At 61.6% G+C, this 26,535-nt stretch carries 23 protein-coding genes; 4 read left to right on the top strand and 19 right to left on the bottom strand.

What is annotated here, in order from left to right:
- Positions 1-4: 4 nt before the first annotated feature.
- From YH63_RS13305 to YH63_RS13290, 4 genes are read right to left on the bottom strand one after another with little or no spacing between them, the layout of a single operon-like run.
- Positions 5-1,987, bottom strand: coding sequence for an acetyl/propionyl/methylcrotonyl-CoA carboxylase subunit alpha (locus YH63_RS13305; protein ID WP_283809702.1), 1,983 nt, complete (start codon positions 1,985-1,987; stop codon positions 5-7).
- 8 nt (positions 1,988-1,995) lie between these two features.
- On the bottom strand, positions 1,996-3,615 hold the full coding sequence (locus tag YH63_RS13300; RefSeq protein ID WP_046827188.1) for an acyl-CoA carboxylase subunit beta: 1,620 nt from the start codon (positions 3,613-3,615) through the stop codon (positions 1,996-1,998).
- Positions 3,616-3,631: 16 nt separating this feature from the next.
- The gene (locus YH63_RS13295; protein WP_046827189.1) at positions 3,632-5,236 is read right to left on the bottom strand and encodes an AMP-binding protein; all 1,605 of its coding nucleotides are present in this window, start codon (positions 5,234-5,236) and stop codon (positions 3,632-3,634) included.
- A 45-nt stretch (positions 5,237-5,281) separates the two neighbouring features.
- Entirely contained in the window at positions 5,282-6,145 is an 864-nt protein-coding gene (locus YH63_RS13290) for a 3-keto-5-aminohexanoate cleavage protein (RefSeq protein ID WP_046827190.1), read from the bottom strand.
- Positions 6,146-6,470: 325 nt separating this feature from the next.
- Between YH63_RS13290 and YH63_RS13285 the strand changes: the two genes are divergently transcribed.
- From YH63_RS13285 to YH63_RS13275, 3 genes are all read left to right on the top strand, one after another.
- Positions 6,471-7,637, top strand: a complete 1,167-nt coding sequence (locus YH63_RS13285) for an acyl-CoA dehydrogenase family protein (RefSeq protein ID WP_046827191.1) — start codon at positions 6,471-6,473, stop codon at positions 7,635-7,637.
- 27 nt (positions 7,638-7,664) lie between these two features.
- Positions 7,665-8,813, top strand: a complete 1,149-nt coding sequence (locus tag YH63_RS13280) for an acyl-CoA dehydrogenase family protein (RefSeq protein ID WP_046827192.1) — start codon at positions 7,665-7,667, stop codon at positions 8,811-8,813.
- Positions 8,814-8,894: 81 nt separating this feature from the next.
- Entirely contained in the window at positions 8,895-9,557 is a 663-nt protein-coding gene (locus YH63_RS13275; RefSeq protein WP_046827193.1) for a glutathione S-transferase family protein, read from the top strand.
- On the opposite strand, the gene YH63_RS13270 is transcribed toward YH63_RS13275, so the two are convergent.
- On the bottom strand, positions 9,554-10,369 hold the full coding sequence (locus YH63_RS13270) for a helix-turn-helix domain-containing protein (RefSeq protein WP_046829529.1): 816 nt from the start codon (positions 10,367-10,369) through the stop codon (positions 9,554-9,556). The genes YH63_RS13275 and YH63_RS13270 overlap by 4 nt on opposite strands.
- A 58-nt stretch (positions 10,370-10,427) precedes the next feature.
- Positions 10,428-11,723 (bottom strand): acyl-CoA dehydrogenase family protein, encoded by a 1,296-nt coding sequence (locus YH63_RS13265; RefSeq protein WP_046827194.1) that lies wholly within the window; start codon positions 11,721-11,723, stop codon positions 10,428-10,430.
- Positions 11,724-11,927: 204 nt separating this feature from the next.
- Between YH63_RS13265 and YH63_RS13260 the strand changes: the two genes are divergently transcribed.
- Positions 11,928-12,707, top strand: a complete 780-nt coding sequence (locus YH63_RS13260) for an enoyl-CoA hydratase-related protein (RefSeq protein WP_046827195.1) — start codon at positions 11,928-11,930, stop codon at positions 12,705-12,707.
- A 152-nt stretch (positions 12,708-12,859) separates the two neighbouring features.
- On the opposite strand, the gene YH63_RS13255 is transcribed toward YH63_RS13260, so the two are convergent.
- From YH63_RS13255 to YH63_RS13195, 13 genes are all read right to left on the bottom strand, one after another.
- On the bottom strand, positions 12,860-13,234 hold the full coding sequence (locus YH63_RS13255) for a DUF6285 domain-containing protein (RefSeq protein WP_046827196.1): 375 nt from the start codon (positions 13,232-13,234) through the stop codon (positions 12,860-12,862).
- Between the two features lie 24 nt (positions 13,235-13,258).
- A complete protein-coding gene (locus YH63_RS13250; RefSeq protein ID WP_137325194.1) occupies positions 13,259-14,251 on the bottom strand; it encodes a phosphotransferase family protein in 993 nt (330 codons plus the stop codon).
- Between the two features lie 92 nt (positions 14,252-14,343).
- Positions 14,344-15,543, bottom strand: coding sequence for an ABC transporter substrate-binding protein (locus YH63_RS13245; protein ID WP_046827198.1), 1,200 nt, complete (start codon positions 15,541-15,543; stop codon positions 14,344-14,346).
- A gap of 118 nt (positions 15,544-15,661) precedes the next feature.
- The gene (locus YH63_RS13240; protein WP_046827199.1) at positions 15,662-17,500 is read right to left on the bottom strand and encodes an AMP-dependent synthetase/ligase; all 1,839 of its coding nucleotides are present in this window, start codon (positions 17,498-17,500) and stop codon (positions 15,662-15,664) included.
- Positions 17,501-17,652: 152 nt separating this feature from the next.
- Complete coding sequence (locus tag YH63_RS13235) at positions 17,653-18,432, bottom strand: ABC transporter ATP-binding protein (RefSeq protein ID WP_083992700.1); 780 nt, start codon at positions 18,430-18,432, stop codon at positions 17,653-17,655.
- A 10-nt stretch (positions 18,433-18,442) separates the two neighbouring features.
- Entirely contained in the window at positions 18,443-19,201 is a 759-nt protein-coding gene (locus tag YH63_RS13230; RefSeq protein WP_046827201.1) for an ABC transporter ATP-binding protein, read from the bottom strand.
- A complete protein-coding gene (locus YH63_RS13225) occupies positions 19,198-20,349 on the bottom strand; it encodes a branched-chain amino acid ABC transporter permease (RefSeq protein WP_046827202.1) in 1,152 nt (383 codons plus the stop codon). Before YH63_RS13225 ends, YH63_RS13230 begins: the two co-directional genes overlap by 4 nt.
- A gap of 9 nt (positions 20,350-20,358) precedes the next feature.
- Positions 20,359-21,234 (bottom strand): branched-chain amino acid ABC transporter permease, encoded by an 876-nt coding sequence (locus YH63_RS13220; protein WP_046827203.1) that lies wholly within the window; start codon positions 21,232-21,234, stop codon positions 20,359-20,361.
- Between the two features lie 346 nt (positions 21,235-21,580).
- The gene (locus YH63_RS13215; protein WP_046827204.1) at positions 21,581-23,359 is read right to left on the bottom strand and encodes an ABC transporter substrate-binding protein; all 1,779 of its coding nucleotides are present in this window, start codon (positions 23,357-23,359) and stop codon (positions 21,581-21,583) included.
- Between the two features lie 65 nt (positions 23,360-23,424).
- A complete protein-coding gene (locus YH63_RS13210; RefSeq protein ID WP_046827205.1) occupies positions 23,425-23,751 on the bottom strand; it encodes a DUF2160 domain-containing protein in 327 nt (108 codons plus the stop codon).
- A 2-nt stretch (positions 23,752-23,753) separates the two neighbouring features.
- Positions 23,754-24,560, bottom strand: coding sequence for a carbohydrate ABC transporter permease (locus YH63_RS13205; RefSeq protein WP_046827206.1), 807 nt, complete (start codon positions 24,558-24,560; stop codon positions 23,754-23,756).
- Entirely contained in the window at positions 24,560-25,462 is a 903-nt protein-coding gene (locus YH63_RS13200; RefSeq protein ID WP_046827207.1) for a carbohydrate ABC transporter permease, read from the bottom strand. Before YH63_RS13200 ends, YH63_RS13205 begins: the two co-directional genes overlap by 1 nt.
- Positions 25,462-26,532: an ABC transporter ATP-binding protein gene (locus YH63_RS13195; RefSeq protein ID WP_046827208.1), complete on the bottom strand. Its 1,071-nt coding sequence runs from the start codon at positions 26,530-26,532 to the stop codon at positions 25,462-25,464. The genes YH63_RS13200 and YH63_RS13195 overlap by 1 nt, the downstream gene beginning before the upstream one ends.
- Positions 26,533-26,535 lie beyond the last annotated feature (3 nt).

The raw sequence follows: 26,535 nt of genomic DNA, 5'->3' as shown, positions 1-26,535 counted from the left end.
CTCCTTAGGCAGCGTCCTGCGAGGCCTCGATCTCGGCGATCACGAATCCGGTCGTGACCTGATCGCCCTCCGCGGCGTTCAGCGCTTTGAGCTTACCCGACACCGGGGCGGCGTGAACATGCTGCATTTTCATGGCTTCCAGCACGATGATCGGCGCGCCAGCCGCAACCGTATCCCCGGCCTTGGCCAGCACCGACACCACGCGCCCGTTCATGGATGCCCGCAGCTTGCCGTCCGACCCGGCATCGCCCGCCTTCATCACGGCGGCATGGGACAGATCCCGCACATGGGACGTGGTCCCGGCGAAGCTGAAGTAGAGATCCGTACCCTCGCGAACGAACGTGGCCGAGGCCAGGACGCCGTCGCTTGTGAAAGTGAGTATATCGCCGTCGCGCGATCCGAACGTCAAGGTGTGTTCGGACTCCGCAAGCCCGACCCGGAACACATCGCCGCGCTCGCGCCGCACCGTCGGCTCGACGATGTGGCCATCGAGATCGAAACGCATCGGAATGGGATAGCCATGCGCCAGCCCCAGGCGCTGCTGCGCGTGAACCGGACCAATCGCCGCGATATGAACCAGAAGCGCCGCGACGGCTGCATGCAGACCATCGCCGGTCTTCATTCCGAGCAGATTGGGCGAATGTTCATCGATGAACGCGGTGGTCGCCTGCCCTGCCGCGAAGGTCGGATGATCGAGGCAGCGCGCGAGGAACGACTGGTTGGTGGTGACGCCCAGCGCGGTCATCTGGGAGAGCCCCGCCGTCAACCTGCGCCGCGCTTCATCCCGCGTCGTCCCGTGACTGATAACCTTGGCAATCATCGAATCGTAGAACGGCGGAATCTCGCCGCCGGTTTCCAGCGCATCCTCGACCCGCAACTCGGACGGCGCGCGCCAGCGCAGCATCCGGCCCGACTGCGGCATGAAGCCATGCGCGGCATCCTCCACGCACAGCCGCACCTCGATGGCATGGCCGGAGAACTTCACCTCGTCCTGTGTCAGCGGCAGCGGCTGGCCGCCTGCGACACGCAACTGAAGCTCGACCAGATCGAGCCCGGTGATCGCTTCGGTCACCGGATGCTCCACCTGAAGCCGCGTGTTCATTTCCATAAAGTAGTAATTTCCCGCGCTATCCAGCAGGAATTCCAGCGTGCCTGCGCCTTCATAGTTGATCGCCTTCACCGCTGCGACGGCGGTGGCACCCATCCGCGCGCGCAACTCCGGCGACACCGCAGGCGACGGGGCTTCCTCGATCAGCTTCTGATGACGCCGCTGCACCGAGCAATCCCGCTCGCCGAGATGGATCGCATTGCCGTGGCGGTCCCCAAACACCTGGATTTCGATGTGGCGCGGCTGAACGATGGCGCGTTCCAGAATGACCTGCGGATCGCCGAACGCGTTCTGCGCCTCCGAGCGTGCCGCACGCAGCGAATCCGGAAACGCCGCCTCGTCTGGCACGAGCCGCATGCCGCGCCCGCCGCCGCCGGCGACGGCCTTGATCATCACCGGAAAACCGATCCGCTTCGCGGCGGTGAGCATCGTCGCGTCGCTCTGGTCCTCGCCCTGATAGCCTGGCACGCAGGGCACGCCCGCCTTCTGCATGATGTCCTTGGCGCCGGCCTTGTTGCCCATGGCGTGGATCGCCTCGGGCGACGGGCCGATGAACACCAGCCCCGCCGCGCGACAGGCTTTGGCGAATTCCGCGTTCTCCGCGAGAAAGCCGTAGCCCGGATGGATCGCATCCGCACCGCTCGTCTTTGCGGCCTCCACAATAGCATCGATCCGCAAATAGGATTGCGAGGGCTGCGACTCGCCAATCCACACCGCCTGATCCGCCTCGCGGACATGGCGCGCATTCGCATCGGCGGTCGAATGGACAGCGACAGTCTCGTAGCCGAGACGCTTGGCGGTGCGCATGACGCGCAGCGCGATCTCGCCGCGATTGGCGATCAGGATTTTGCGGAACGGCGTCAGCTTCAAAGCGCTCATCGTTACGTTCATGGCCGTGCTACCGAGAACTGGACCTTCTGCGGATTGCGCAGTTCGGCCTCGCGGCAGATCGCCAGCACGTTGATGAGCACCGCGCGGGTGTCGCGCGGATCGATCACGCCGTCGTCGAGCAGCCGCCCGCTGGTGGCGAACACATCCATCTGCTTTTCGAACACATCGATGATCTGCGACTTCATCGCCTCCAGCTTGTCCGGTTCGATCGGCTTGCCGCGCCGCGCAGCGGCGGCTTCCGCCACGATCGCCATCGTGCCCGCGGCCTGTTCGCCGCCCATCACAGCCGTCTTTGCGTTGGGCCAGGAGAAGCAGAAGCGCGGATGAAAGCCGCGCCCGCACATGCCATAGTTGCCCGCGCCGAACGATGCGCCGCAGTAGATCGTAATCTGCGGCACCGTGGCGTTGGTCACGGCCTGAATCATTTTCGAACCGTGCTTGATCATGCCGGCTTCTTCGTAAGCCTTGCCGACCATGTAGCCCGTGGTGTTGTTCAAATACAGGATCGGCGTGCGCGACTGGCAGCACGCCTGAATGAAATGCGTCGCCTTGTTGGCGCCGTTCGGATCCAGCGGACCATTGTTGGTGATGATGCCGATGGCCTGGCCGCCGATGCGGCCGTGACCGCAGACGGTCGCGGGGCCGTAATTCGCGCCGATCTCGAGGAACTCCGAGCCGTCGAGAATGCGCGCTATGATCTGCTTCATGTCGACGGGCCGCTTGTGGTCCATCGGCATGATGCCGAGCAGTTCCTCGGTGTCGTACAATGGCTCGCGAGGCAGCTCGCCGCTCTCCGGATGCGCGCGATCCCAGTTGAGGTCGGCCATGATCTGCCGGGCGATGCCGAGCGCTTCGCGGTCATCTTCAGCAAGATAATCGCCGAGCCCGGAAATGCTGGTGTGCATCTCCGCGCCGCCAAGCTCTTCTTCGGTCGCAATTTCACCCGTCGCGGCCTTGAGCAGCGGCGGACCGGCAAGGAACGCGCGCGTCCGTCCCCGCACCATCACGATGTAGTCGGAGAGACCCGTCTGGTACGCGCCGCCCGCCGTGGACGAGCCGTGGGTGACGGTGACCACCGGAAGCCCCGCTGCCGAGAGCAATGCGAGATTGCGGAACGTCGTGCCGCCGCGAATGAAATCCTCGACGCGATAGCGCAAGAGGTTCGCGCCGGCGCTTTCCACCAGTTGCACCGACGGCAGCTTGTTCTCCAGCGCGATCTCCTGCGACCGAAGCCGCTTGTCGAGCCCCATCGGCTGAAGCGATCCGGCCTCGATGCCGGAATCGCTCGCGGTTACCATGCAGCGAACGCCGGACACAAATCCGATGCCTGCGATGGTCCCGCCGCCGGGAATGCTCTTCTCCGGGTCCGGCGTATCGAGACAATATCCGGCCAGCGCCGAGAGCTCGAGGAACGGCGCGCCCGGGTCGAGCAGCAACGCAATGCGCTCGCGCGGCAGCAACTGGCCGCGCTCATGGAAGCGCTTCTTCGACAGCTCGGATGCCGCGCTGGTTCGCCCCACCACCGCATTGACCCGCGCGATCTGTGCAAGCATGCCCGCGCGATTGGCCTGATAGCTTTCGCTGGCGTGGGAGATGGAGTTTTCAATCACCGTCATTGGATGGTCTTTGCTTTCACGCCGCCGTGGTCGCGTTGAAATGATCGACGAACTTCTGGCGCAGTTCGACCTTGCGCAGCTTGCCGGTCGCGGTCATCGGCATCTCGTCCAGAATCCGCACCAGCTTGGGGATCTGGAAACCACCGAGCGACTTGCGGCAGTGCTCGATGATCTCGGCCTCGCCGGTTTGCGCGTCGGGCTTCAGCTTGACGAAGGCCGACACCGCCTCGCCCCATTGCGGATGCGGCAGGCCGACCACCGCCGCGTTCAGTACCGCCGGATGCGCCAGCAGCGTTTCCTCGATCTTGACCGAGGCAACATTCTCGCCGCCGGACTTGATCATGTCCTTCTTGCGGTCGATGAACAGCACCTCGCCGTTCTCGTCGATCAGGGCCAGGTCGCCGGTATGATGCCAACCGAACTTGCGCGCGGCGGCGGTCGCCTCCGGGTCCTTGTAATACCCCATCATCACGTTCGGCCCGCGATGCACGATCTCGCCGATCTGCCCGGGCGGCAGCAAATTGCCCTCGTCGTCCATGATCGCGGTCTCGTTGACGATCATCGACTCGCCCCAGTAGTTGCCGAAGCGCGCGAGCTGGCGATCCGGCTGTGACATCGTCGTCGCCGGATACATTTCCGTCTGCCCGCTCGGCTGAACGAATGTCGGGCAAAGCTCCGCAATGCAGCGCTCCAGCAACGGCCTTGGCATCGGCGCCATGGTGTAGACGCAGGTGCGCAGGCTGGAGAGATCGAACTCCTTGCGGCGCGGATGATCAAGGATCGCCTGATACATCGCGGGCAAGCCGATGAACACCGTCAGCTTGTCGCGCTGGATCGCCTCCATACAGGCCACCGGATCGAAGCCGCGCATGATGGCGAGTTTGCCGCCGACCGAGAGGTACGTCAGCAGCAGCACGTGAGCGGCGCAATGGAACAGCGGAAACTGTCCGGTGATTCCGTCGTTCCGATCCAGATGCATCTCGATGACATTGCTCATCGCCGCCATCACCACCGCAAGATGACAATGCATCGCGCCTTTCGGCCGCGATGTCGTGCCCGATGTGTAGATGATCATCGCCAGATCGCGGTCGTCGAACGCGATCTCGGGCCCGATGATGGACTGTCCCTTGATCAGGTCGTTGAAATTCTCGAGCCCCTGCTCCCGGGCGTGACCGGTGAGATCAATAGCGATCAGATCGACGCCGCGCTTTTCCAGCGCCGCCCGCCGCTCCGGCTGCGCATGAAGATTGTCGTCGATCAGCGCGAAGCGTACCCCGGCATGGTCGAGAATGTAATCCATATCGCTCGGCCCGAGCATGGTGTTGATCGGCACCCAGACCAGCCCCGCGCGGTGAATGCCGAACAACGCTTTGACGAATTCGACCGAGTTGTTGCAGATCGTCGAGATCTTCTCGCCCGACTTCAGGCCGCGCGACACCAGATAGTTGGCGAAACGGTTGGCGTCGTGCTCGATTTCGGTGAACGTGACCTGACGCGCGCCATCGGTCAGCGCGATGCGGTTCGGAAACCGGCATGCGGCGCGGCGCAGGATGTCGCCAACGGCCACGCGCCCGATACGTCCGGGCCCGGGAACGCCGCCCGTTGCGGTGAGATCACTCATGACGTTACCTCCCTGTCTTAGCCACGGCTCTCAGTCCGTTTCGGCTCACTGCATCAGCTTGAGAATCTTCCGTGCTTCGGCAGGTGACGCGATCTCGCGTCCTGCTTTTCGCGCGCAGGCGACGATGCCCTCGATGAGCTGGCCGTTCGAGGTCACCTTGGTGCCGTCGCCAAGATAGAACGTGTCTTCCAGCCCGGTGCGCAGATGCCCGCCCAGTTCGGCACAGCGCAAATGCAGCGGCCAGATCTCCTCGCGGCCAATTGCCGTGACGCTCCAGTTGGAGTCCGGCAGTTTCAGCTTGAGCAGGATCGGCAGCAGTTCCGGATCGGCCGGCATGCCCGACGCAACGCCCATGACGAAATTGTATTCCAGCGGCCCGGAATACATCCCGTTCTGCTTGTACATCGCCACGCTGCGCACGATACCGACGTCGAAACATTCGAATTCCGGCAGCGACTTCGCCACCTTCATGACGTCGAGATATTTCTGGATCTTGTCCGGCGCATTGTCGAACACATGCGGCGGCCAGGCCCAGGAGCCATCGGCTTTGACTTTCAGATAGTTCAGCGAACCGGCGTTGCAGGCCGCCATTTCCGGCCTGGTCTCGCGCACGCAATCGAGCGCGCCCTGATAGTTCGGCCCGCTGACACCCGTGGTGTGATTGATGATGACGCCAGGGCACGCCTCACGGATCGCCTGCTGGACTTCCCTCGACAGGTTCACGTCCCACGACGGCATGTGCCCCTTGTCGGGCTCCTGCTGGCGCAGGTGCATGTGCATCACCGATGCGCCCGCATTGAACGCGGCCTTGGCCTCCCGCGCCATCTCCTCCGGAGTGACCGGGACATGGTGCTGCTTGGGATTGGTCAGGACGCCGTTGAGCGCGCAGGTGACGACGGCTTTATCCATTTCAGGCCCTCAGGTTCATCGCGAATTGCTCCGAACGGTAGGAGGCTGAGACCGCCAGCGTCTTGTGAAAACTAGCTGGGCTTGCCACAATTTCCGGAGCGCGGCGGCTTAACGCAAGTCTTGCCCCCGCGAACGGGCCATAAATCCCCGGTGATCCGGTTCTGACATTCGTATCCCTTCTCAACCGGCACTTTTACGAATGTCAGAACCAAAGGATCACCGGAATTATAGTTTGCCAGGTGTCCTTTCGTATCCGACGTTCGATCAGAAGGTGCTGCAAAGTGAACCGAACGTCGGATACGGGACACTGGCTCGGAGGATCGCAATGAACGCCCCGGAACAGTTCGCGGAAACAGCGAGCAGCCCCTTTCTCACGCCGGAACACCTGGCGTTCCGCGATATGTTGCGGCGCTTCGTGGCCACCGAGATCGAGCCTTTTGCAGCGCAATGGGACGAGGCTGGCGAATTTCCGCGCGAACTCTATCTGAAAGCGGCCTCCGTCGGCCTGCTTCAGCTCGGTTTCCCGGAAGAATACGGCGGCGTCCCCTGTGACCGCTTCATGTCGATGATCGCGGCGCAGGAACTGTCCCGCGCCGGCGCCGGCGGTATTAGCGCCAGCCTGAAAAGCCATACCATCGGCACGCCGCCGATCGTCTATGGCGGATCGGATGAACTGAAGGCGCGGGTGCTGCCGGACATTCTCGCAGGAAGGAAGATCTCCGCCCTCGCCATCACCGAGCCCGGCGGCGGATCGGACGTCGCCAATTTGCGCACCACCGCGCGGCGCGACGGCGACCACTATGTCGTCAAGGGCGAGAAGACCTTCATCACCTCAGGCATGCGGGCGGATTACTACACCGTCGCGGTGCGCACCGGCGGCGAAGGCGCCAGCGGCGTCAGCCTGCTGCTGATCGAGCGCGACACACCGGGCTTCTCACGCACGCCGCTCAAGAAAATGGGCTGGTGGGCCTCCGACACCGCGACGCTCTATTTCGACGACTGCCGCGTACCCGTGGGCAATCTGATCGGCACGGAAAACGCCGGCTTCAAGCTGATCATGAAGAACTTCAACAGCGAGCGGCTTGGCCTTGCGGCCGGTTGTACCGGCTTCGCGCGGGTCTGCGTCGAGGAAGCCATCGCCTATGCCCGCGAACGCAAGACCTTCGGCAAGCGCCTCGCCGATCATCAGGTCATCCGCCACAAGATCGTGGACATGGCGCAGCGCGTGGCGGCAACCCAGGCGATGCTGGAAATGCTGATCTGGCGGCTGGAGCAAGGCGACAATCCCGTGGCCGAGGTCTGCATGTGCAAGAATCAGGCGACGCAGACCATGGCCTTCTGTGCGTCCGAAGCCGTGCAGATTTTCGGCGGCGCGGGCTTCATGCGCGGGCCGAAGGTCGAGCGCATCTACCGCGAGGTGAAGGTCAACGCCATCGGCGGCGGCACCGAGGAAATCATGAAGGATCTGGCAAGCCGCCAGATGGGTCTCTGAGCACATAAGAAAACATCAGGAAACGAAATGCAGTTCACGCAGGAACACGACGCCATCCGCCGCACCATGCAGCAGTTCATCAAGAACGAGATCAATCCGTTCGTCGATGAATGGGAGCGCGACACAATCTATCCGGCGCATCAGGTGTTCAAGAAGATGGGCGACCTCGGCCTGCTCGGCCTGTGCAAGCCCGTTGAATACGGCGGCGCGGGCCTCGACTACAGCTACGGGATGGTGATGGCCGAAGAATTGGGCGCCATCAACGCGGGCGGCGTCGGCATGTCGATCGGCGTGCAGACTGACATGGCGACGCCGGCGCTGGCGCGCTTCGGGTCGGACGAGATGAAGCGCGAGTTTCTCGCGCCCTCAATTGCTGGAGATTACGTTGCCTGCATCGGCGTCTCCGAACCGGGTGCCGGATCGGACGTCGCCTCGATCAAGACCACCGCCCGCTCCGACGGCGACGACTACATTATCAACGGCGGCAAGATGTGGATCACCAACGGGACACAGGCCGACTGGATGTGCCTGCTCGCCAATACTGGCGAAGGCCCAGTCCATCGTAACAAGTCGCTGATCTGCCTGCCGATGAAAACCAAGGGCGTGGAGGTTCTGCGCAAGCTCGACAAGCTCGGCATGCATTGCTCGGATACGGCGGAAATCAAGTTCACCGACGTGCGCGTGCCCAAGCGCAACCGCATCGGCGAGGAAGGCAAGGGCTTCACCTACCAGATGCTGCAATTCCAGGAAGAGCGGCTGTGGGCGGTGGCGGCGTGCCTGAAATCACACGAAAAGACCATCGACGAGACCATCGAGTATACCCGCGCCCGCAAGGCGTTCGGCAAGCCCCTGCTCGACAATCAGGTGATCCATTTCCGTCTTGCCGAACTGAAAACCGAGATCGAGCTGTTGCGCTCCCTGCTCTATCGGGCCTGCGAGGAATACATCAACGGGAACGACGTGACCCCGCTGGCGACGATGGGGAAACTCAAAGCCGGCCGCCTGGGCCGGGAGATTCCCGACGCCTGCCTGCAATACTGGGGCGGCATGGGTTTCATGAACGAGACCCGCGTCAGCCGCGCCTATCGCGACCGGCGGCTGACCTCGATCGGCGGCGGCGCGGACGAGGTGATGCTGAGCGTGCTGTGCAAGTACATGGGTACACTTCCGGAGTAGTAAGGGTTGTCCGGAACAGTAAGCGCTTGCGTGAACCTACGATCCGCGCTGTATAACGCCGGGAACCAGGGAAACATCGATATGCTCACGCTTTTTCACTGCGCCAGCGCGCGCTCCTTCCGTCCGCTCTGGACGCTGGAAGAAGTCGGTATTCCCTACGACCTGAAAATGTTGCCGTTTCCACCGCGGTTTCTGAAGCGCGAGTATCTCGAGTTGAATCCGCTCGGGACCATTCCACTGCTGATCGACGGCGAGACCCGGATGACCGAGTCTTCCGCGATCTGCCACTATCTCGTGACGAAGTACGGCCCCACGCCCCTCAACGTCACTGTCGATGAACCCGCCTATGGGTCTTATCTGAACTGGCTGTTCTTCGGCGAAGCGACGCTGACGTTCCCGCAGACCATCTATTTCCGCTACGCGCAGCTTGAGCCGGAGGAACGCAGGAATCCGCAGGCTGCCACCGACTACGCGCGCTGGTTTCTGGCGCGGCTTCGCTCGCTCGAAACCGCGGTGTCCGAATCGGAGACAGTTTGCGCGGGCCGCTTCACCGCCGCGGACATCTCAGTCGGATACGCGCTAATGTTCGCCCAGTCCAACGGACTGTCCGCGCAGTTCACACCGGCGGTCGCGGCCTATTGGGAGCGGCTCAAGCAGCGCGAGGGATTCCGCAAGGCGATCGCGGCGCAGGACAAAGCCGGCGCCGAACAAGGCGTCGCGCCACGCGTCCCGGCGGCAACCTAAGCCCGGATTGCGGTCACGTCACTCGCAACATCCTTGCCGTTGATGATCTGCAGGCGGCGCGAGCCGGAAAACAGCGCACTCGGTTGCAGTCCATAAATGCGGCGCAGCGAGTGGCTGAAATGCGTCGAATCGGGATAGCCGGCATCGAGTGCAAAATGCGCGAGATTTCGCTCGACGTTGACATGATGCAAGATATTCCGCGCCCGCTTCCAGGCGCGGAAGGTCTTGAAGTTCATGCTGGTCTCGTCCTTGAACAGATGCAGGAAGCGCGACAGCGACAGCTTGACGCCGCTGGCGCAATCGTCACCCGAAATACTGCTGGACGGCTTGGCCTGAAACCGCGACACGACCGTGGAGATACGCGCATCCAGTTCCCGCTGCTTCAGGCGGCGCTGGAGAAAGATCTGGTCGAAATCGGCCGACGTGAAACCGCTCGTGCCGCTGAGCGCCATGGTCGCATAGATTTCGCGAAATCGGGCCGCGAGATGACTTGCTGCCGCCGGATCGTCGCACTGGCGAAGAATCTCCGCGAGATCTTCGTCGCAGACCGACTCGGGCTCAATCAGAAGTCCGAGAATTTCGCGGGACTCTGACGTGATCTTGTGCGGCAGGTAAGCCGGGACGGCGAGGATTTCGCTAACGCGCGGCGGCTGACCTTCGATTTCGAGACGCGCTGTGCCATGCAGCGGTACGCAAACCGCGAGCGCGCCGAGCGTGCGCACCGATGGCTTGCCATGCAGACCGGCGTAGAACACCCGCTCCGAACTGATCAGCATGAACCGGTCGGACCGGCCGGACGTACACCTGGGCATCGTTTCCTCCAGAAACATTTTTTCCACGGACGATTGTTCGCCTCTTGTGAAACTTGAATTAGCGGCTCTTCTCCGTCGTCTCGAATTTTCCCGCACCCATGTAGCCGAACAGGAACCCAGCGACCTTGCGCTTCTGGATTTCCTCGCTGCCCTCGGTGATGCGATAGCGCCGGTGATGGCGATAGATGTGCTCGAACGGCTTGTGTCGCGAGTAGCCCATGCCGCCATGCACCTGCATCGCGCGATCGGCCGCTTCGCAGCACAGCCGGTTCGCCCAGAAATTGCACATCGACACCTTGTCGGAGAGCCGCTGCTCAACCTCGGGCTGGGTCATGCGATCCATTTCCCACGCCGTCTTCCGGATCAGGAGCCGCAGCATCTCGGCCTGCGTCGCAAGCTCCACCAGCGGCCACTGGATCGCCTGGTTCTCAGCGAGCGCATGACCGAACGGCTTGCGCTCCCGCGCGTAGTGCACGCTCTCATTGATGCAGTACACGGCAGCTCCGAGCGAACTGGCCGCCTGACGAATCCGATTCTCATGCACGAAGCACTGCGCCAGCGACAGGCCGCGGCCGACCTCGCCAAACAGCGCGTCGTCCGGCACGAACACATCGGTGAAGCTGACGCGCGGATGATCGGTAGGCATGTTGAAGGTCCAGAGATATTCCTCGACCTTCACGCCCTTCGCATCCGCCGGCACCAGAAAGCACGTGATGCCCCGCGCATCGCCGTCGTTGCCCGATGTCCGTGCGAACGTCGCGCAGTGGGTCGCGACATGCATGCCGGTCGTCCACATCTTCTCGCCGTTGATGACCCACCCGCTCACACCGTCACGCGTGGCCTGAACCGCGCGCGTTTCCATGTGGGTGGCGTCCGAGCCGTGATCAGGCTCCGTGAGACCAAACGTGATGCGGTATTTTCCGGTGAGCGAGCCTTCGATCATCGCTTTCTGGTCGTCGCGGCCGTAGCGATCCAGCATGGTGACCAGCGGGAAGTTTCCAACGATGGAATGCTCGTTCTGCAGATCGTTGTGCAGGCCGAGACCCTTGGCGGCGAAATGCTCGCGGATCACCGCCATCCAGAGATTCGAACCGTCCTTGCCGCCGTAGCGCTTAGGAATCGCAAAGCGCAGATGCCCGGCTTCGTCGGCAAGGTTTTTCGCCTGACGCAGCAGGTCTTCCCATTCGTGGCGCGGCAGGCCGCCCCTGTCGAAATCCGTTCGCGCCCACTCGCGGCGATGATCGAAGAAGCGGATGTTGTCGTCGCGCTGCTCGAGTGGCTTGATCTTCTGATCGATGAAGCGATCGAGTTCCGACAGGTAAGCGGTCAAATCGTCAGGCAGCGAAAAATCCAACGCGCGACTCCCAGACGTCCATCCCCGGACTTTGTTTCTTGTTTTCGCCGCGGTGCTCGCAAGAGCCGACGATGGGTGGGAATTAAGGTAAGGCTGAGGGCGTTAGTCAAGCGCTTAATTAATTTGTGAAGCGGGTTCTTTGCTGTCTATTTAGGGCACGACAACATCGCTCAAGTGTTGCAACGCAGCGTAAGGAAATCGCTCATGGCCTATGAATTCGCCAAGGTGGACCGCAAAGGTCCACTGACCATCGTCACGCTCAATCGTCCCGAAGTGATGAACGCCGTGCATTCCCCGATGCACTTTGAAATGCATCGCGTTTTCGACGAGTTCAACAAGGACCCGGATCAATGGATCGCGATTGTGACGGGCGCAGGTGACCGGGCGTTTTCCGCGGGCAACGATCTGAAGTGGCAGGCCCAGGGCGGCCAGCGCGGCTGGGATACCAGCGGCTTCGCCGGACTGACCCACCGCTTCGATTGCGACAAACCGATCATCGCCGCCGTCAACGGCGTCGCGATGGGCGGCGGTTTCGAGATTGCGCTGGCGTGCGACCTGATCATCGCGTCGGAAAACGCCACCTTCGCCCTGCCGGAACCGCGTGTCGGCCTCGCCGCCCTCGCCGGCGGGTTGCACCGCCTTCCGCGCCTGATCGGCCTCAAGCGCGCCATGGGCATGATCCTGACCGGGCGCCACGTTCCGGCGCGCGAAGGCCTTGAGCTTGGCTTCGTCAACGAAGTCGTTCCGAAGGGTGAGGCTCTGGCCGGCGCCGAGCGCTGGGCCAACCTCATCCTGCAGAACGGCCCGATGTCGATCCGCGCATCGAAGCAGGCCATGCATCGCGGCCTCGGTGTGTCGCTGGAGCAGGCCCTCGCCGAACAGTTCGACTATCCGGCCGTCAAGGCTCTGGCTGCGTCCGAGGATTACATCGAAGGCCCCAAGGCGTTCGCGGAAAAGCGCCCGCCGCAGTGGAAGGGCAAGTGATACGCGAACCGCAATGAATTCAGGGCCATTCGCCTCACGTCATTGCGAGCGAAGCGAAGCAATCCAGTCTTGCCGATGTTTATGAAGAACTGGATTGCTTCGTCGCAAGTGCTCCTCGCAATGACGAATGACAACGTCCCGTTTAGCGCCCTCTAACCCGTGTCCCGTTCGCGGCGATAGGACGCATAATTCGGCTGGTCGATGGCCAGCTTGTCCATCGTGGTCTTCCAGACGTGGTCGGTGAGCCCCGGCGTCTGGAAGCCCATCTCGCGGCTTGCAATGCGCGCGGACAGCAGACGGTTGAGTTCTTCCAGCGAGCCGGACGTACCGAGCAGCTTTGACAGCCGCTCGACCTCGGCGGCATCGCCGGACGCTTCATGCGTAAGCTGCCGCACCACCAGATCGAGCGCGTTGAGCCCCACCCGCAGCTTGAACGCGGCATGGCCGGACAATTGCGGCGCGACGTCGGCGCGGAGAAACTCCGCCACCGCGTTGATCAGTTCGACCGGCGTGGGCTGATCCTGCATCTTATGCGTCCTTTGTCATCGGCGTTATGCGCGACGCGGCGCCAGCAGCCGCAAAAGATCGATCTCGGTTTCGGAGGCGCGGCGGCCGATCATCGCGCGCTCCATAGAATGATCCGGGCCGGTGCGGAACCGCTGCATCATGCCGCAACACATGATGCCCCACCGCAACGTGCCAAGCGTCTCCCAGAACATGACACGCGGAACATCCACCGGACGGCCGGATGCAGACTCGTAAGCGGCAAACAGATCCTCGCGCGATCCAAGCCCGCCGACCGGCTTGTCGATCTCGCCGAACCGCCACGAATTCACGCAGATCCAGCCGAGGTCTTCCATCGGGTCGCCGAAGTGCGCCAGCTCCCAGTCGAGCACGGCACGAACGCCTTCCGGGCCGATGATGAGATTGCCGTGGCGGAAATCGCCGTGAACCAGTGTCACCGTATCCGACGGCGCGGGCGCGTTGTCGCGCAGCCACCGCAGCGCCAGATCGAACACCGGCCGCGGCCAGTCGAACGATTTGTGTTCGGCTGCGAGATCGTCGATCTCGCCGGCAACCGTCATTAGCCGCAGTTTCGGCAAACGCGTCGTATCAAGCGCATGAATTCCAGCCGCCACCTTGCCGAGCTGGCCCGCCAGCACACCGCGCGCCTGCGCAAACTGCGCGTCGCGCAGAATCTTGCGCGGAATGGTCTCACCCTCGACACGGTCCATGATGAAGCCGCTGCCAAGCCCGTCCTCAGCGCGCAGAACATAACGCACGCGCGGCGACGGTATCCCCGCTTCATAGGCCTGTTGCATGAGAACGGCTTCGGCCTCAAGCCCGGCGGCGCGGCCCGGCGCAGCGCCATAGCCTGACGGAGCGCGGCGCAGAATGACGGCGATGTTTCCGGATGGATGCAGGACGTCGAACGACCAGGTTTCCTGGCTGGCGCCACCGGACAGCTGGGCCAGGCGATCGATACCCGTGGCTCCAGGAAACCAGCGCGCGACGCTGGCCTTGACCGGACTTTCAATGCTCATCTGGAATGTCGGCTCTCGGTTGGGAGCCGGACCGTAAAGAAAATCGCGTGCGCGGGCAACCCGCGCACGCGATGTCGCTCAGAACGAAACGATCAGAACATCAGGCCATCCTTCACCAGAACCCAGCGGCCGCCCTTGACCTGCTGAACCTGCGTCACCGTGGTGGCGAGGTGGTTCGTTTTCGAGAATTTGGTCGGCGGCGAACTAAATATGTCCTGGAACACGTCACCGGACTCGAGCGAAGCCAGCATCTTGGCGCCGGTTAGATCCTTGCCTGCCTTGTTGGCGTAGTAGGCGAAGGTCATCATCGCGTTGTAACCGATGATCGCCTGCGTATTGGCGTCGGAACCGAACGCCTTTTTGTAGTTCACAAGCCAGTCCTTCACCTTGCCCTTTGCGGTGTCCTCATAGGGAATTTCGAACCCGGACGCCGCATAGAGCCCTTCAACCATATCCTTGCCGAGCGCGGGCACTTCGAGCACGTTGGTCGGCGTCGCGCCGAGGAACGTCACATCCCAGCCGAGCTTCTTGGCTTCGCCCATCGCGCCGATGGTTTCGCGGATCACCGTTCCGAGCACAACAAGATCGCAGCCGTCGGATTTCATCTTGGCGACCTGCGCGCTGAAATCGGATGCGCCACGCTTGTAGCTCGTGACCGAAGCCGGCGTCAGCTTCATCGCGGTGGCCTGCTGGGTGAAGCCATCGAGCACGCTTTTGCCGTACTCGTCGTCCTGATGCATGATGCAGGGCTTGGTGAACTTCTTGGTCTCGATCATGTATTTCACCGCCGCCCGCGTGCTTTCGACGTAGGGCAGGATGTTGTTGAACTTCAATCTCTCCTGCGGCTTCGCCGGATCGAACTTGAAAGTGAACTCCGCCGCCGTCAGCGGGAAGAGCTGCAGCACGCCCGCGTCGAACAGGATGTCCTGCGCGGCAAGCACAGTCGGCGAGCCCATCGGGCCGACCATGGCGAAGATCTTGTCCTTCTCGATCAACTTCTGGGAGGCCAGCACCGAGCGCTTCGGATCGTAACCGCTGTCTTCGATGATCAGCTTGATCTTGCGGCCGTTGATGCCGCCCGCGGCATTGATCTCATCGGCCGCCATCTTCATGCCGTTTGACACCGGCACGCCCCAGACCTTGATGGGGCCCGAAAGATCCTGATGCGAGCCGATGACGATCTCGGCCGGCGAGATGCCCTCGTTGGTCACCTTGGTCTGCGCGAAGGCCGGCGACTGGGTCAGCGCGAACGCACCCACCGCAAGGCCAAACGCCTTGAACGATTTCGACATAACGGTCTCCTCTCTGTTGGCCCATATTCAGCGAAGGCCGGGCCTTGTTACCTTCGCCGCTGAGCGGCCTTTGCGGGCCGCGGAATACGCTTCTTTGTGACGCAATATCGCCGGGAGCTTACGCCATGGCGCCCGCCCGGTACATTGCATCGATCTCGGCTGCGTAGGATTTGTTCACGAAGCTCCGCTTCAGCTTCATGGTCGGCGTCAATTCCTCGTCCTCGGGCGTCAGTTGCCGCTCGATCAGATGGAATTTCTTGATGGTTTCCACACGGGCGAAGTTCTGGTTAACGACCTCGATCTCGCGCTTGATGAGATCCTGGATTTCCGGCGCGCGGCACAGGCTCGCGTAGTTCGTGAAGGGGATGTTGTAGTCCTGCGCGAATTTCTCGACGTTCTCGTGATCGATCATCACCAGGCATGTCAGGAACGGCCGCTTGTCGCCGATCACCACCGCGTCCGAAATATATGGCGAGAACTTGAGCTGGTTCTCGATCTCGGACGGCGTGATGTTCTTGCCGCCAGACGTGATGATGATGTCCTTCATCCGGTCGGTGATCTTGACGAAGCCTTCATTGTCGATGGTGCCGACGTCGCCGGTATGCAGCCAACCCTTGGCGTCGATGGTCTCGGCCGTCTTCTCCGGCTGGTTCAGATAGCCCATGAACAGGTAATCGCCTTTGACGAGGATCTCTCCCTTCGGGCAGATCATAACCTCACCCCAGGGCGCCGCCTTGCCGACCGAGCCGAGCTTGATGCGGTCATTTGGCATCAGCGTCGCGACGCCACAATTCTCGGTCTGGCCATAGACCTCGCGCATGTCGAGACCGATGGCGAGATACCAGCGGATCAGATCAGGCGAAATCGGCGCGGCACCCGTGAACGCGATGCGCACGCGATCGAGCCCGAGCATGCGGCGGATGTTGCGGAACACCAGCCAGTAGGCCGCCTTGCCCGCGAGCCGCAGTGACAATGGTGGCGTTTCCCCTTCAAGCCTGTACTCGGTCAGATGCTGGCCGACGCCGAGCGCACGGCGATACATCCACTGCTGAAGCGGCGTTGCATCCTTCAGGGCAATGGTGATGGCCGAGTAGAACTTTTCCCAGATCCGGGGCACCGCCAGAAACGCGGTCGGCTGCACTTCGCGCAGATTGTCCGGCACGGTTTCCGGACTTTCCGCGAAATTCATTATCGAGCCGACGGCGATGGATAGATAGTAGCCGCCGATCCGCTCGGCGACATGGCACAGCGGCAGGAACACCAGCCGCTCCTCATGATCCGTCGGCACCAAAAGGTAGTCCGCGTAGCGCATCTGATGGGTAACGCTGCGATTGGAATGCATCGCGCCCTTCGGAGGCCCGGTGGTCCCCGAGGTGTAAACGAGAATGGCCAGATCGTTTGTGCCGCGGCTGGCGATCATCTCGTCCCACAGCGCTTCGCGGCCGTTCATGTGGTTGCGCCCGAGCGCCATGAACTCGTCCAGCGACATCACCATCGGATCGCTGAAGCCGCTGAGACCTTCCATGTCGAACACGACGATCTTCTCAAGCGTCGGGCAGCGGGCGCGGCACGACAACACCTTGTCGAGTTGCTCATCATCCTCGGCGAAGATCACCCGCGTTCGCGAGTCGTTGATGAGATATTCGACCTGGGTCGCAGAGTCCGTCGGGTAGATGCCCGATGAGACGCCACCCGCGCAGAGCACGCCCATATCGGCGAACACCCATTGCGGCGTCGCATTCGAGATGATGGAGGCGACATCGCCCGGCTTGAAGCCAATCGCATGAAGCGCATAGGCGATTTCCTTGGCCGTCCGCAACCACCCGCGCCAGCTTGTCGACTGCCAGACGCCGAGATGCTTTTCCCGGATCGCTGCCTTGTCGCCACGCGTTTCAACCGCGAGCAGAAAGCTCTTCGCGATCGTGTCCGCGACGGTGATCACTGCAGGTCTCGCCATTGCTCGCTCCCTTTCCGCCGTATCCGCCCAGCGGCTACGCGGCCTTGATGTCGTTCCTTTCGCGCGGCTTGAAACGCCGGTCTTTTCTCCTTGTATTGCCTGGCTTGTCGCCAGGTTCTTGTCTTTATCGCCAGTGCTTTACCGCCAGGTCTTTATCGCCAGGTCTTTTTCTTCTTCCAGCGCCGCTCGCCCCGTGCGCCGTCTTCCTTGGCGCCGAGATAGAATTCCTGAATATCCTGCGACATCATCAGGCGCTCGCAGGTGTCGTTCATCACCACGCGTCCGATTTCCAGCACATATCCGTAATCCGCGGTTTCCAGCGCCACCTTCGCGTTCTGCTCGACCAGCAGGATCGACATGCCCTGCTCCGCGTTGACGCGCTTGATGATCGTGAAAATCTCCTTCACCAGAATCGGCGACAGCCCCAGCGATGGCTCGTCCAGCAGCAGCAATGTCGGGCGATTCATCAGCGCGCGGCCGATCGCCAGCATCTGCTGCTCGCCGCCGGAAAGCTGCCCGGCAGGCTGGTTGATGCGCTCGCGCAAGCGCGGAAAATAGCCGTAGACGCGCTCCAGATCGGCGGCGACGCCGTCGTGATCCTTGCGCGGATAGGCCCCCATCATCAGGTTTTCGCGCACGCTGAGGAACGGAAACACCTCGCGCCCTTCAGGCACATGACTGAGGCCTAGCCGCACGATCTTGTCTGCCTCCATGCGCTGGATCGACTGCCCCTTGAATTCGATGGAGCCCTTCTGCGGATCGAGAATGCCGGAAATCGTCTTGAGCACGGTGGTCTTGCCCGCGCCGTTGGCGCCCAGCAACGTGACGATCTTGCCGCGCGGCACCTCGAGGCTGATGCCGCGGATCGCCATGATCGGCCCGTAAAAACTTTCGATGTTGCTCAGCTTGAGAATGATATCGGGACTGCTCATGACATCGTCCTCATGTGCCGAGATAGGCTGCGACGACATCGGGATGCGCCTGCACTTCGGCCGGCGTGCCCATGGCCAGCACCTTACCGTAGTTCAGCGCGATCACCCGGTCGGAGACGCGGTTGACCAGCGTCATGTCGTGCTCGACCATCAGCACGGTGATGCCAAGCTCGGTCTTCATGTCGCGGATCCAGAACGACATGTCGTCGGTCTCCTCCACATTCAGGCCCGACGAGGGTTCGTCGAGCAGGATCAGCTTCGGCTCGGTGCACAGTGCGCGGGCCAGCTCGATCACCTTGCGCACGCCATAGGGCAATCCGGAGATGAGCTTGTCCCGATGGGCGGCAAGGTCAAGGAATTCAATGACCTGCTCAACGCGGCGGCGATGCGCTTTTTCGTCGCGGCGGACGTTCGGCAGGAATAGCAACTCCTGCCAAAGGGTGGTGGTGGAATGGCGGTGCCGCCCAACCAGAAGGTTGCTGAGAACGGTGGCATTTTCGAACAGTTCGATGTTCTGGAAGGTGCGCGCGATGCCCAGCTTGGCGATGCCGTAAGCGGGCTCCTCGGTGATGTCCTGATCCTCGAAATAGAGACGGCCAGAAGTCGGCTCATAGAGGCGCGAGATCAGGTTGAAGATCGAGCTTTTGCCGGCCCCGTTGGGACCGATGATCGAAAGGATTTCGCCCTTCTCCACCGCGAAGCTGACGGAATCCACCGCTTTCAGCCCGCCAAAATGAAGCGAGAGATTTTCGGCGCGGAAACAGCTCATCGGTTCCGCTCCGATTTGACGTAGATCTTCTGCCGCTTGAAGGTCGCGCGCTTGTAGAGCGGAAAGAGCTGGAAGAAGAGCTTGATCTTGAGCCAGCGGCCATAGATGCCATAGGGTTCGAACAGGATGAACAGCATGATGATCAGGCCATAGATCGCGCCCTTCAGGCCGTTGGCCGAGGCGATCGCCGCGACGTTGTTCTTGATGCTGGCCACCTGCTCGACGCCGGCGCCGAACGTGGCGGCAAGACCCGCAACTACACCCGGAATGTCATCTTTCAGGAAGGTCAGGAACGGATCGACCATGACGATGAAGATCGCGCCGAGCACCGCGCCGTGCAGGCTGATCACGCCGCCTATGATGATCACCATGATAAATTCGATGGACAGCTGGAGGGTAAACATCTCCGGGCTGATGAAGGACATCTTGTGGGCAAAGAGCACGCCCGCGAGGCCGGTGATCGCCGCGCTCAAGGCAAATGACTTCACCTTGTAGCGCGAGACGTTGATGCCCATGCTCTTGGCCGCCGTCTCGCTGTCACGGATCGCGACGAACGCGCGCCCGGTAGGCGAGCGCATCAGGTTAAGCGTGCCGACAATGACCAGGATCAAGAGACCGAGGCACATATAATAGAAGGTCGGGCTGTCGCGCGTAATGCTGCCGCCGAGCATCTGGATCGCACGGACGCGCATGCCGTCGTTGCCGTGCGTGACGCTCTCCCAGCGCGCCAGAATCTCCTCGACGATCAGCGCGAACGAGATGGTGGCAATGACGAGATAGATCCCCTGCAAGCGCAGCGCCGGAAATCCGACCATTGCGCCGATCAATCCGGTCAGCACGCCCGCCGCCAGAAAATAGACGATGAAGGGTACGCCCATTTGCTGAAGATAGGCCGCGGTGTAGGCGCCGATGGCGAGAAACGCCGCGTGGCCCAGCGAGGCCTGCCCGGTGAATCCTGTCAGGATCATCAGCCCGACGCCGACGATGGCATAGATGCAGACGAAGACGAGCTGGCTGACGAGATAGCTGCTCAGAACGAACGGCGCGATCACCAGCAGCGCCAACAGCGCGCCGTAGGACCAGATGTATCCGCTATGCGGGATCAGCCGGATGTCGTCGTTATAATCTGTCTTGAAAAGAAACCGCATCGGCGCCCCTCAGACTTTCTTGCGCGTGTGAAGTCCGAAGATGCCTTCGGGTTTCAGCAGCAGCACCGCGAGCAGCACGATGTAGGGCGCGACATCCTTCCATCCCTGCGGCAGGTAAAAGCCGGCCATGCTTTCGATCACACCGATCAGGATTCCGCCGACCACCGCGCCGGGAATCGATCCGAATCCCCCCAGCACCGCCGCGGGAAAGGCCTTCAATCCCAGCACGAGGCCGACGTTGGAGTGGACGAAGGTGATCGGCGCGAGCAGCACGCCGGCGCAGGTCGCGACCGCGGCGCTGATCGCCCAGACGATCGACACCACGCGCTTGACGGGAATGCCCATGTAGTAGGCTGCGAGCATGTTCTCGGAACTGGCGCGCATCGCGGTGCCGAGCGTGGTCTTGTTGAAAAACAGATACAGGACGCCGCAGAGGATGATCGTCGCGGCAATTACCGAGAGCTTGTCATAGGCCAGCACCAGGCTCCCCAGCCGCAGCACACCCTGGCTGAACGGCGTTTCGATCTTGAGATCGTCGGTGCCCCAGACCATTCCCGCAACCGAGCGCAGGAAGAAGCCGAGCCCGATGGTCGCCATGATGATGGAAAACTGCGGATAGCCGAGGATCGGTCGCACCACGAGGCGTTCGGCCAGCATGCCGAACAACGCCATGGCGCCGACCGCCGCAACAAATCCAAGCCAGTAGTTGAAGCCGAGCAGACTGATGAAGGTGAAGGCGAAGAACCCGCCCAGCATCATCAAGTCGCCTTGCGCGAAGTTGACGACCTCGGTGGCTTTGTAAACAAGGACAAAGCCAAGTGCGATCAGGCCATAAACACAGCCGAGCGCAATACCGCTCACCAACTGCTGAACGAAGTCCAGCATTCCAGGTATCCCTCCCCCAACGTGCCGCGATTCTAGCGATCGCCTTGGTCACGTCGCGATCCTACCGATCGCCTCGCTCATATCTTGTGTCGATTAGCTATGCGTTTTTGCTTGAACAGTTTCGGCAACAGCCAACGGCCGCCTTGAAAATGCGCAGCCTCGTTGTGGCCCTGTGCCGCCCGCTGGATCTCCTTGTTCCTGAATTCAGAAAATCTTGGAGTCATCAGTGCGTGAAGTACAGCCAAACAGCGACGGCCTGTCAACAACACCCGGCAGAGTGCGCTGCATCAAAAGAAAAAGGCCGGGATGCTCCCGGCCTTTGTCACGTTTGGTCTTCCGATGCCGCTTATTTTGCCTCGGCGCGCTTCGGCGGCGACGCCGGCCACGACTTGATCAGCGTGTCGTAGTCGACGGTTTCGCCCTTTGGCTTTTCGTTCGCCAGTTTGCGCTGAGGCGCGACGTTGCCGTCCTTCTCCGACTTCGCGAACCAGAACTCGGCCGTCTCCTTCTTGTTGAGCTTCGGTCCGCAGGCGCCCTGCACGCCCGATTTCTCGAGGCGCTCAAGCACCGAGTCCTGGGCCGCAGCCAGCGAGTCCATCGCTGCCTGCGCGGTCTTCGCACCGGACGACGCATCGCCGATGTTCTGCCACCAGAGCTGGGCCAGCTTCGGATAATCCGGCACATTGTTTCCGGTCGGAGACCACTGCACGCGTGCCGGCGAACGATAGAACTCGATCAGGCCACCGAGTTTCGGCGCGCGTTCGGTAAACGACTTGTCCCAGATGTCGGACTCACGCACGAAGGTGAGGCCAACATGGCTCTTCTTCAGGCTCACGGACTTGGAAACGATGAACTGCAGATAGAGCCAGGCCGCCTTGCGGCGATCCGCCGGGGTCGACTTCAGCAGAGTTGCGGAGCCCGCATCCTGGTAGCCGAGCTTCATGCCCTCCTTCCAGTACGATCCGTGCGGAGACGGAGCCATCCGCCACTTCGGCGTACCATCGGCGTTCACCACCGGCAGGCCCGGCTTCACCATGTCGGCTGTAAAAGCGGTGTACCAGAACATCTGCTGGGCGATGGCTCCTTGTGCCGGCACCGGTCCCGACTCGGAGAAGGTCATGCCTTGCGCCTGCGGCGGGGCATACTTCTTCATCCAATCGAGATACTTGACGATCGAATAGACCGCCGCCGGACCGTTGGTGTCGCCGCCACGCTCGACGGACGAGCCGACCGGCCGGCAGCCTTCCATCCGGATGCCCCACTCATCGACGGGTTTGCCGTTCGGAATGCCCCTGTCGCCGTTACCCGCCATCGACAGCCAGGCGTCGGTGAACCGCCAGCCGAGCGATGGGTCCTTCTTGCCGTAGTCCATGTGGCCATAAACCTTGACGCCGTTGATCTCCTTGACGTCATTGGTGAAGAACTCGGCGATGTCCTCATAGGCTGACCAGTTCACCGGGACGCCGAGTTCGTAGCCGTACTTGGCCTTGAACCGGGACTTGTAGTCGGGGTTGGTGAACCAGTCGTATCGGAACCAGTACAGGTTCGCGAACTGCTGGTCCGGCAACTGATACAGCTTGCCGTCGGGTGCGGTGGTGAACGACTTGCCGATGAAGTCATCGACATCGAGCATCGGGTTGGTGACGTCCTTGCCTTCGCCGGTCATGTAGTCCGAAAGGACCACGGTCTGGTTGTAACGGAAGTGGGTGCCAATCAGGTCCGAGTCGTTGATCCAGCCGTCATAGACATTCTTGCCGGACTGCATCTGCGTCTGGAGCTTTTCGACGACGTCACCTTCCTGGATCAGGTCGTGCTTGATCTTGATGCCGGTGATTTCAGTGAACGCCTTGGCCAGCGTTCCGGCTTCATACTCATGCGTCGTGATCGTTTCCGACACGACGTTAATCTCCATGCCCTTGAAGGGCTCAGCGGCCTTGATGAACCACTGCATCTCCTTCATCTGGTCGTCCTTCGACAGCGTCGAAGGCTGGAATTCGGCATCGATCCACTTCCTTGCCGCCGCTTCATCGGCGAAAGCAGGTCCGCTGACCGCCGCCGATGCCGCCATCAATGCCACTGCACTTGCCATCGTCAGAAGACGATTTCTCTTTGTAGCTGGTCGCATGATTTCCTCCGTTGAACACAGCTCCAGGTCCGGGTTGATCCCGGATCTGCCTCTTCTTCACACGGTTAAACTTTGCGAAATATGACAGCAGCCGAACCGAGCGAAATAACGGTGGCGATCCACAAACTCGACACTTCGACTCCCTCTCCTATCGGGAGCGTCGCAATCGGGTTGGTGCCCGCAAATGCAATCCACAACAGATGAATGACCGCAGCCGCGATCAGCGAAATAAACAGCCGGTCGCCGCGCGTGGTGGGAATACGTAAGACACCGACGCGCTCCGCCTCGGGGTAACGCAGCGCAAGCCAGGTCATGGTCGCGAGCGTTCCACCCAGCAGGCAGAAGAAGATCGCCGTGGGCACCGTCCAGGCCATCCATGCGATGTGTTCCATGGTTACACCCGTCCGAGCGCGAAACCGCGCGCGATGTAGTTGCGGACAAACCAGATCACCAGCGCTCCGGGAATGATGGTCAGGACACCAGCAGCGGCCAGCAGGCCCCAATCCATTCCGGACGCCGAAACCGTGCGCGTCATCGTCGCTGCAATCGGTTTGGCGTTGACCGACGTTAGCGTGCGCGCCAACAGCAATTCGACCCAAGAGAACATGAAGCAGAAAAACGCCGCGACGCCGATACCGCTGGCGATCAGCGGCATCAGAATTTTCACGAAGAAACGCGGAAACGAATAGCCGTCGAGGAACGCGGTCTCATCGATCTCCTTCGGCACGCCGGACACGAAGCCTTCAAGAATCCATACCGCCAGCGGCACATTGAACAGGCAATGCGCCAGCGCGACCGCCCACGGCGTGTCGAAAAGGTTGATTGCCGAATACAGATTGAAGAACGGCAGCGCGAACACCGCTGGCGGCGCCATGCGGTTCGACAGCAGCCAGAAGAACAGGTGCTTGTCGCCGAGAAAACGGTAACGCGAGAACGCGTAGGCCGCAGGCAGCGCAAAAGAAATCGAGATGACCGTGTTGATGACGACGTATTGCAGCGAATTGATGTAACCGGAGTACCAGCTTGAATCCGTGAAGATACGTTTATAGTGAGCCAGCGTCGGGTTGTTCGGCCACAACGTCATGGTCGTGACGATCTCCGTGTTGGTCTTGAAGCTCATGTTGACGAGCCAGTAGATCGGCAACAGCAGGAACGTCAGGAACAAGACCATAATGATGCGGCGGCCGGGAATGGTATGCATCACGCGCCTCCCGTCGCTTGTGGGCGTTCGTTGTCGGCGTTCGTCATCACCGTGTAGAACACCCAGCACACGATCAGAATGACCAGATTGTAAACGATCGACAGCGCGGCGGCCTTGCCGAGGTCGAACTGGCCGAGCGCGATCTTGACGAGTTCGATCGACACGAAGGTGGTGGAGTTGCCGGGGCCGCCGCCGGTAACGACGAACGGCTCGGTATAGATCATGAAGCTGTCCATGAACCGCAGCAGCACCGCGATCAAAAGCACACGCTTCATCTTCGGCAACTGGATGGCCGTGAAAACTGCCCAGCGCGAAGCGCCGTCGATCTGCGCCGCCTGATAGTAGGCGTCCGGGATGGACTTCAGCCCCGCGTAACACAGCAAGGCAACAAGGCTGGTCCAGTGCCAGACGTCCATGACGATGATGGTCGCCCAGGCGTCGAAGCTGTTGGACACGTAATTGTAGTCCAGCCCCATCTTGTTCAGCGTATAGCCAAGCAAGCCGATGTCGGGACGCCCGAAGATCTGCCAGATGGTGCCGACCACGTTCCAAGGAATGAGCAGCGGCAGCGCCAGAATGACGAGGCACGCCGCAACCCGCCAGCCTTCGCGCGGCATCGACAGCGCGACCAGAATGCCGAGCGGCACTTGGATGGCGAGAATGATCGCTGAGAACAGCAGATTGCGGCCGAGCGAGGCCAGGAACCGGTCGCCGAGATCGGTCGAGGGATCGAGCAGTTCCTTGAACCAGCCGACGCCGTTCCAGAAGAACTGATTGTTTCCGAACGTGTCCTGCACCGAGTAGTTGACCACCGTCATCAGCGGCAGGATCGCGGAGAACGCCACGATCAGGAACACTGGCAGCACCAAAAACCAGGCCTTGTTGTTGATTGTCTTGTCCATCAGGCGCGCCCCTCGACCAGAAGACTGTCCGCATAGACGTGGATATGAGCAGGATCAAAAACGAGGCCGGCGGTTTTATCGGGAACAGTGAACCCGTTCGGTACGCGCGCCGCGAACTTCACGTCACCGATGCGCACGCGCGCGAAACGCACCCGGCCGAGGTCATCGATCCGTTCGATCTGGGCCGACAACAGGCCGGGTGCAGGCGCTGCGACATGGACGAATTCCGGCCGCACGCCGATTTCGATTTTCGCCCCGATCGGCAGGCTGTCGTAGGTCCGGTTCAGCCGGATGGTATGACCATCAATCCTCGCCTCGTTACCTTTCACCTGCGCCGGCACGATGTTCATGCCGGGCGATCCGATGAAATAGCCGACGAAAGTGTGCGCAGGCTTGGCGAACAGTTCTTCCGGCGTTCCGCTCTGCACCACGCTGCCGTCGTGCATCACCACCACCGTATCGGCGAAGGTCAACGCCTCGGTCTGGTCGTGGGTGACGTAGATCATGGTGAGGTCAAGCGCTTGATGCAGCGCCTTGAGCTTGGAGCGCAGCTCCCACTTCAGATGCGGATCGATCACCGTGAGCGGTTCATCGAACAGCACCGCCGAGACGTCCGAGCGCACTAGCCCGCGTCCCAGCGAAATCTTCTGCTTGGCGTCGGCGCTGAGCCGTACCGCCTTGCGGTTGAGATACGGCGTGAGATCGAGCAGCTTGGCAATCTCGGCAACGCGCGCATCGATCACGTTGCGCGGCTGTCCACGATTCTTGAGTGGAAACGCAAGGTTTTCGCCGACCGTCATGGTGTCGTAGATCACCGGAAACTGGAACACCTGCGCGATGTTGCGCTCGCGTGTGGTCGAGCGCGTGATGTCCGTGCCGTCGAACAGCACCTTGCCGTGCGACGGCGTGACGATTCCGGATATGATGTTGAGGAGTGTGGTCTTACCGCAACCGGATGGACCGAGCAGAGCGTAAGCACCGCCCTGCCGCCACGTCATGGTCATCGGCTTCAGCGCATAGGCATCGCCGCCGTAGGAATGGGCCAGATCGACGAGGTCGATGCGGGCCATGCG

The sequence above is a fragment of the Afipia massiliensis genome (assembly GCF_001006325.2).
GTDB classification, from domain to species: domain Bacteria; phylum Pseudomonadota; class Alphaproteobacteria; order Rhizobiales; family Xanthobacteraceae; genus Afipia; species Afipia massiliensis_A.
Note: the sequence above shows the minus strand (reverse complement) of the source record. Positions and strands in the feature narration are given on the sequence as shown.

What these genes read in the sequence shown, in the direction of transcription:
- YH63_RS13305 (WP_283809702.1), bottom strand. Translation starts at nt 1,987, where the DNA reads ATGAGCGCTTTGAAGCTGACGCCGTTCCGCAAAATCCTGATCGCCAAT.
- YH63_RS13300 (WP_046827188.1), bottom strand. Translation starts at nt 3,615, where the DNA reads ATGACGGTGATTGAAAACTCCATCTCCCACGCCAGCGAAAGCTATCAG.
- YH63_RS13295 (WP_046827189.1), bottom strand. Translation starts at nt 5,236, where the DNA reads ATGAGTGATCTCACCGCAACGGGCGGCGTTCCCGGGCCCGGACGTATC.
- YH63_RS13290 (WP_046827190.1), bottom strand. Translation starts at nt 6,145, where the DNA reads ATGGATAAAGCCGTCGTCACCTGCGCGCTCAACGGCGTCCTGACCAAT.
- YH63_RS13285 (WP_046827191.1), top strand. Translation starts at nt 6,471, where the DNA reads ATGAACGCCCCGGAACAGTTCGCGGAAACAGCGAGCAGCCCCTTTCTC.
- YH63_RS13280 (WP_046827192.1), top strand. Translation starts at nt 7,665, where the DNA reads ATGCAGTTCACGCAGGAACACGACGCCATCCGCCGCACCATGCAGCAG.
- YH63_RS13275 (WP_046827193.1), top strand. Translation starts at nt 8,895, where the DNA reads ATGCTCACGCTTTTTCACTGCGCCAGCGCGCGCTCCTTCCGTCCGCTC.
- YH63_RS13270 (WP_046829529.1), bottom strand. Translation starts at nt 10,369, where the DNA reads ATGCCCAGGTGTACGTCCGGCCGGTCCGACCGGTTCATGCTGATCAGT.
- YH63_RS13260 (WP_046827195.1), top strand. Translation starts at nt 11,928, where the DNA reads ATGGCCTATGAATTCGCCAAGGTGGACCGCAAAGGTCCACTGACCATC.
- YH63_RS13255 (WP_046827196.1), bottom strand. Translation starts at nt 13,234, where the DNA reads ATGCAGGATCAGCCCACGCCGGTCGAACTGATCAACGCGGTGGCGGAG.
- YH63_RS13250 (WP_137325194.1), bottom strand. Translation starts at nt 14,251, where the DNA reads ATGAGCATTGAAAGTCCGGTCAAGGCCAGCGTCGCGCGCTGGTTTCCT.
- YH63_RS13245 (WP_046827198.1), bottom strand. Translation starts at nt 15,543, where the DNA reads ATGTCGAAATCGTTCAAGGCGTTTGGCCTTGCGGTGGGTGCGTTCGCG.
- YH63_RS13240 (WP_046827199.1), bottom strand. Translation starts at nt 17,500, where the DNA reads ATGGCGAGACCTGCAGTGATCACCGTCGCGGACACGATCGCGAAGAGC.
- YH63_RS13235 (WP_083992700.1), bottom strand. Translation starts at nt 18,432, where the DNA reads ATGAGCAGTCCCGATATCATTCTCAAGCTGAGCAACATCGAAAGTTTT.
- YH63_RS13230 (WP_046827201.1), bottom strand. Translation starts at nt 19,201, where the DNA reads ATGAGCTGTTTCCGCGCCGAAAATCTCTCGCTTCATTTTGGCGGGCTG.
- YH63_RS13225 (WP_046827202.1), bottom strand. Translation starts at nt 20,349, where the DNA reads ATGCGGTTTCTTTTCAAGACAGATTATAACGACGACATCCGGCTGATC.
- YH63_RS13220 (WP_046827203.1), bottom strand. Translation starts at nt 21,234, where the DNA reads ATGCTGGACTTCGTTCAGCAGTTGGTGAGCGGTATTGCGCTCGGCTGT.
- YH63_RS13215 (WP_046827204.1), bottom strand. Translation starts at nt 23,359, where the DNA reads ATGCGACCAGCTACAAAGAGAAATCGTCTTCTGACGATGGCAAGTGCA.
- YH63_RS13210 (WP_046827205.1), bottom strand. Translation starts at nt 23,751, where the DNA reads ATGGAACACATCGCATGGATGGCCTGGACGGTGCCCACGGCGATCTTC.
- YH63_RS13205 (WP_046827206.1), bottom strand. Translation starts at nt 24,560, where the DNA reads ATGCATACCATTCCCGGCCGCCGCATCATTATGGTCTTGTTCCTGACG.
- YH63_RS13200 (WP_046827207.1), bottom strand. Translation starts at nt 25,462, where the DNA reads ATGGACAAGACAATCAACAACAAGGCCTGGTTTTTGGTGCTGCCAGTG.
- YH63_RS13195 (WP_046827208.1), bottom strand. Translation starts at nt 26,532, where the DNA reads ATGGCCCGCATCGACCTCGTCGATCTGGCCCATTCCTACGGCGGCGAT.